1 protein-coding gene is annotated in these 442 nt (G+C 64.5%); it reads right to left on the bottom strand.

Translation table 11 applies throughout. From position 1 onward, the window contains the following. Positions 1-21: 21 nt before the first annotated feature. Positions 22-442, bottom strand: a 421-nt coding sequence (locus tag DVK07_RS21805; RefSeq protein ID WP_121598634.1) for an NUDIX domain-containing protein, incomplete at its 5' end; no start/stop codon positions are given.

The raw sequence follows: 442 nt of genomic DNA, 5'->3' as shown, positions 1-442 counted from the left end.
CTATTTGAGAGAAGGCTGTCGCTAATCGGCAGCCACATCGCCAGCTGTCGTCGCCTTGGCGGGACTCGTCAGCGAGTGGAGATAGTCGTCAAGGTCGAGTGCGAAGGTGGCATCGGTCGGGAGGTCAACCCACGAGAACTCGAACTCCGCGCCGCGCTCCTCGCCCGTCCCGGTGACGGTGTGGACCCAGTGGTCCCGGGACTCGTGAACGGGAAGATGGTAGAACGACCGCACGTACCGCTTCGGCGGGGACTGGCGACGCGTCCAGACGTCGGTGGCGATATGTCGCAGGTGCTCGAAGGAGGCTAGACCGCTCTCCTCGACGGCCTCGCGCTGGACGGCGACCCGCGGTTCCTCGCCCGGTTCAACAGTTCCTTTTGGTATCTGTAGCCCGTCGTGGCCCGGCCCGTCGAACACCAGAAGTTCCGACCCGTTTCTGGTG

Source organism: Halorubrum sp. Atlit-26R (assembly GCF_003666015.1).
In the GTDB taxonomy this organism is placed as follows: Archaea; Halobacteriota; Halobacteria; order Halobacteriales; family Haloferacaceae; genus Halorubrum.
The sequence above is the reverse complement of the archived record's forward strand: the minus strand, read 5'-3'. Positions and strand labels throughout refer to the sequence as shown.